This window comes from Vibrio sp. V42_P2S4T144, assembly GCF_009904715.1.
In the GTDB taxonomy this organism is placed as follows: Bacteria; Pseudomonadota; Gammaproteobacteria; order Enterobacterales; family Vibrionaceae; genus Vibrio; species Vibrio alginolyticus.
Window position 1 is genome coordinate 1 of record NZ_WXWS01000302.1, and the last position, 3,735, is coordinate 3,735.

At 44.7% G+C, this 3,735-nt stretch carries 5 protein-coding genes; 1 reads left to right on the forward strand and 4 read right to left on the reverse strand.

Going from position 1 to position 3,735, the window contains the following annotated elements; all coding sequences use genetic code 11:
- Positions 1-342: 342 nt before the first annotated feature.
- Positions 343-891, forward strand: coding sequence for a gamma carbonic anhydrase family protein (locus CAG68_RS10450; protein WP_033906568.1), 549 nt, complete (start codon positions 343-345; stop codon positions 889-891).
- Between the two features lie 7 nt (positions 892-898).
- Here CAG68_RS10450 and CAG68_RS10455 read toward each other — a convergent pair whose 3' ends face one another.
- The 4 genes from CAG68_RS10455 to CAG68_RS10470 form a co-directional block, all read right to left on the reverse strand.
- Positions 899-1,162, reverse strand: coding sequence for a DUF1488 domain-containing protein (locus CAG68_RS10455; RefSeq protein WP_005379090.1), 264 nt, complete (start codon positions 1,160-1,162; stop codon positions 899-901).
- A 3-nt stretch (positions 1,163-1,165) separates the two neighbouring features.
- Positions 1,166-1,999 carry a shikimate dehydrogenase gene (aroE, locus tag CAG68_RS10460; RefSeq protein ID WP_033906569.1) on the reverse strand — a complete coding sequence of 278 codons (834 nt, stop codon included), beginning with the start codon at positions 1,997-1,999 and terminating at the stop codon, positions 1,166-1,168.
- A gap of 101 nt (positions 2,000-2,100) precedes the next feature.
- Complete coding sequence (gene hemF, locus CAG68_RS10465; RefSeq protein WP_033906570.1) at positions 2,101-3,018, reverse strand: oxygen-dependent coproporphyrinogen oxidase; 918 nt, start codon at positions 3,016-3,018, stop codon at positions 2,101-2,103.
- A 47-nt stretch (positions 3,019-3,065) separates the two neighbouring features.
- Complete coding sequence (locus CAG68_RS10470) at positions 3,066-3,623, reverse strand: L-threonylcarbamoyladenylate synthase (RefSeq protein ID WP_033906571.1); 558 nt, start codon at positions 3,621-3,623, stop codon at positions 3,066-3,068.
- Between the last annotated feature and the right edge of the window lie 112 nt (positions 3,624-3,735).

Consider the following 3,735-nt stretch of genomic DNA (forward strand, 5'->3'; position numbering starts at 1 on the left):
GGTCTACATTGTTAAAGAGCTTTCCTGTTGAGCTTCGCTCAAAACAGGACGGCCATTTTAGCGAGTTAAAGTTTAGTGTCAATCACTTTTTTCAAACTTTCTTCAAGCGTTTCCGCTTGGCTAATTTGGCTTGCTAACTTGGCTCTTACTTTCGAAACTTAAGCTTCGAAGCGTTGCCGTGTCAGCGAGGTGGCATTATAGAGATTGCGATCACATTGGCAAGCCCTTTTTCTCGTTTTTTTTGATTTTTTTATCGTTTGGGTGTTTTTTATTCTAAAAGGCGAGTTTTCACTACTATTCTACCTCCATACACCCTGTAATCGCCCTGAATAAGGAAAAAAGATGAGCTCAATGAGAAGCTACAAAGGTATAAAGCCTGAACTTGGTGAGCGTGTTTACGTTGACCCAACCTCTGTTTTAGTCGGTGATATCCGAATTGGCGATGATTCTAGCATTTGGCCATTGGTAGCAGCGCGAGGCGATGTAAACCACATTCACATTGGTGATCGAACGAATATTCAAGATGGCAGTGTTTTGCATGTCACCCATAAGAACGCTGAAAACCCAAACGGCTACCCATTGATTATTGGTAATGACGTTACGATTGGCCACAAAGTGATGCTGCACGGTTGTCAGATCCACGATCGTGTTTTGGTTGGTATGGGAGCTATTGTTTTAGATGCTGTTGTAATTGAGTCAGAGGTGATGATCGGAGCAGGCAGTTTAGTGCCACCTGGGAAAGTATTAGAAAGTGGCTACTTATATGTTGGAAGCCCAGTAAAACAAGCTCGCCCTCTATCAGAAAAAGAACGAGCTTTCTTGCAAAAGTCTGCCAACAACTATGTGCAAAACAAAAACGACTACTTAAATGAAGTAAAAGACTTGAACTAAAGCCCTGTTAACCGATGATGATATGGCCTTCTTCGTTGAAGGCTTCATCTTCTATTAGCTCTTCAGCCATTTCTTCTAGGTCGAATCGGTAATCAGTAAACACTTTAATTGCCGCTTGCTCAGTTTCAATCAGTGAACCACTGAGCTTTTCTAACTTTTGTTTCGTCACAAAGCACTCTATTAGTGCGCCTGATTGTTGCGCCGAAAAGTTTACCGATTGTGATACTTCATCCCATGATTGAATATCTGGGAATAAGATGGATTGATTCATCGCTTATTGACCTTCAAGGTTCTTTCTTAGTTCTCTGAGAATTTGTTTGGCACCAGGACGTAAGCCACGCCAGAGCATAAAGCTTTCCGCAGCCTGCCCAACTAACATTCCAAGACCATCATACGCATGAGCGGCGCCATTATCTTTTGCCCATAAGTTAAAGCTCGTCACCCCTTTGCCATAAATCATGTCATAGCTTGTACTGTTAGCGGCAAAGATGGAGGATGAAATAGTCGGCAGTTCACCACTAAGAGAAGCGGATGTGGAGTTAATGATGACATCATACTCTTCATCAATACTTGCCATCTCTTTGGCGAGGATAGGACCGTGAGAGACAAACAGCTCTGCGAGCTCTTGTGCTTTACTAAAGGTACGGTTGGTAATGGTTAAAGAGGTCGGCTTTTGATCGAGTAGTGGCTTAATAACACCACGAGCTGCACCACCAGCACCAATAATTAGGATTCGCGCACCTTCCAATACAACCTGATGCTGAAGCAGATCTTGCACTAAACCTGCACCATCAGTGTTGTCACCGATGATTTCACCATCGTCTAACTTCTTGAGGGTATTTACCGCGCCTGCTAACTGAGCCCGTTCTGTCAATCGACTAGCAAATTGATAAGCATCTTCTTTAAATGGCATAGTGATGTTGCACCCCTTGCCACCTTCAGCAAAAAACACCTTCGCCGCGTCAATAAAACCATCAACAGGTGCACTTTCTGCGGTATACACCAAAGATTGATTAGTTTGACGAGCAAACAAGGTGTGAATGAATGGCGACTTACTGTGTCCGATAGGATTACCAAACACGGCATAGCGATCGATTTGCTGGGTCATTTCCTTACCTTTGTTCCTTACTTAGATATAGAGAAAACAGGGCCACCTGATTACAGATGACCCTATCACTATCTATCTATATAGAAAAGGAGATTCCGTGCTTACCACTCTCGGGGCGTTAGGTATCGCTCGTAAAGTTCAGCTTCTGGCGATCCCGCTTCTGGCTCGTAGCAGTACTCCCAGCGAGCGAGCGGCGGCATTGACATCAGAATCGACTCAGTACGCCCACCACTTTGTAAACCAAATAAGGTGCCACGGTCATACACTAAGTTGAACTCTACGTAACGGCCGCGACGATATAGTTGGAATTCACGCTCACGCTCACCATACTTGAACTCTTTACGACGAGAAACGATCGGCAAGTAAGCCTGGCAATAGCCTTCACCCACTGCTTTGATGTAAGCAAAACACTTATCAAATTCCCACTGGTTTAGATCATCAAAGAACAAACCGCCAACACCGCGAGTTTCATTACGATGTGGTAGGAAGAAGTATTTGTCACACCATGCTTTATGCTCTTGGTAAACATCGTCACCAAATGGCGCACAAAGCAGTTTTGCAGTGTCGTGCCATGATTGGCAATCTTCTTCAAATGGATAGAACGGCGTTAGGTCAAAACCACCACCAAACCACCAAATTGGGTCTTCGCCATCTTTTTCTGCAATAAAGAAGCGGACATTGGCGTGTGAAGTCGGTACATAAGGGTTTTTAGGGTGAATAACCAAAGAAACACCCATCGCTTCAAAACGACGACCCGCTAGCTCTGGGCGATGCGCTGTCGCAGATGCTGGCATTTCTTTCCCTTCCACATGCGAGAAGTTCACGCCTCCCTGCTCGAAAACAAGGCCATCACGCAAAACACGTGAGCGACCACCGCCACCCAGACGCTCTCCTTTTTCACGTTGCCATGCATCTTCGACAAAGACGGCCTTTCCATCTTCTTGTTCTAACTGCTGACAAATGGAGTCCTGAAGTGACATCAAGAACTGCTTTACGGCGTGCTTATCGATCGCTGACATACGTTATTACCTATTACGTGAAACCTAATGATGGCTGGCTAGCAGGGTTAACCCTGTCTTAATATTTGTGAAGTTTTGGCGTCACGAATCTCGCTGGGTTTATCACGACCGCTGGTCTCGCCACGAAGAATGGCGACCAGCTTATCACCCAACTGCTCTTCGACTTCTTCCGTGGTCATACACGGTGGTAAGCTGGAGAGATTCGCGCTGGTAGAGGTTAACGGCTTTCCGAATGCATTACACATTTTTTGCACCAAAGGATGATCAGTCACACGAACCGCAATTGAATCAAACTGCCCTGAAACCCAGTTGGATACTTTATCGCTCGCTGGCATGATCCAAGTGTATGGGCCTGGCCAAGTGGCATGAACAGTCTGTAATTGTTCTTCAGTCAACTGAGATTCATCAATATAAGGCAAAAGCTGATCATAACTTGCCGCGATTAGAATCAGCCCTTTTTCTACCGGACGCTGCTTGAGCTCTAATAGCTTTTGAATTGCTTCTGGGTTATCTGGATCACATCCGACACCAAAAACCCCTTCTGTTGGATAGGCAATCACTTCGCCTTGCTTGAGTGCGTTGAGCACTTGTTCAAAGTTATCCACCGATTACTTCCTATTTGTTTGACTGTGTTGTTTTCACTAAGTGTACAAATATTCACTCTCAGACACTAAAGCAATTTTTTTATAAAATGTATCAATAGCGCCAACAACAAGA

Coding starts and splice junctions, on each gene's coding strand:
- CAG68_RS10450 (WP_033906568.1), top strand. CDS start 343: ATGAGCTCAATGAGAAGCTACAAAGGTATAAAGCCTGAACTTGGTGAG.
- CAG68_RS10455 (WP_005379090.1), bottom strand. CDS start 1,162: ATGAATCAATCCATCTTATTCCCAGATATTCAATCATGGGATGAAGTA.
- aroE (WP_033906569.1), bottom strand. CDS start 1,999: ATGACCCAGCAAATCGATCGCTATGCCGTGTTTGGTAATCCTATCGGA.
- hemF (WP_033906570.1), bottom strand. CDS start 3,018: ATGTCAGCGATCGATAAGCACGCCGTAAAGCAGTTCTTGATGTCACTT.